Source organism: Bacillus cereus (assembly GCF_002564555.1).
Classification (GTDB): domain Bacteria; phylum Bacillota; class Bacilli; order Bacillales; family Bacillaceae_G; genus Bacillus_A; species Bacillus_A cereus_K.
The window spans coordinates 1-319 of sequence record NZ_NUVD01000063.1 but is presented as its reverse complement, the minus strand read 5'-3'; the positions used below and the strand labels follow the sequence as shown (position 1 = coordinate 319).

Below are 319 nucleotides of genomic sequence, written 5' to 3'. Positions count from 1 at the left end.
CCGAACTTGGGTATACCTCCGAGATATAAACCTTTAGTGGTGGACCTTGTAGGACTCGAACCTACGACCGGACGGTTATGAGCCGTCTGCTCTAACCAGCTGAGCTAAAGGTCCTTTATGGTAGCGGCGGAGGGGATCGAACCCCCGACCTCACGGGTATGAACCGTACGCTCTAGCCAGCTGAGCTACACCGCCATAAATGATATTAAAATAAGTGGAGCCTAGCGGGATCGAACCGCTGACCTCCTGCGTGCAAGGCAGGCGCTCTCCCAGCTGAGCTAAGGCCCCATGTTTTTGGGAAAATCGGGAAGACAGGATT

3 tRNA genes are annotated in these 319 nt (G+C 53.9%); all 3 read right to left on the bottom strand.

From position 1 onward, the window contains the following. Positions 1 to 37: 37 nt before the first annotated feature. The 3 genes from COI75_RS17270 to COI75_RS17260 all read right to left on the bottom strand — a co-directional run bounded on the left by COI75_RS17270 (position 38) and on the right by COI75_RS17260 (position 288). Positions 38 to 114, bottom strand: a tRNA-Ile gene (locus tag COI75_RS17270). Between the two features lie 4 nt (positions 115 to 118). Then, positions 119 to 195: transfer RNA gene (locus COI75_RS17265), tRNA-Met, on the bottom strand. Between the two features lie 20 nt (positions 196 to 215). Continuing rightward, positions 216 to 288: transfer RNA gene (locus tag COI75_RS17260), tRNA-Ala, on the bottom strand. Positions 289 to 319 lie beyond the last annotated feature (31 nt).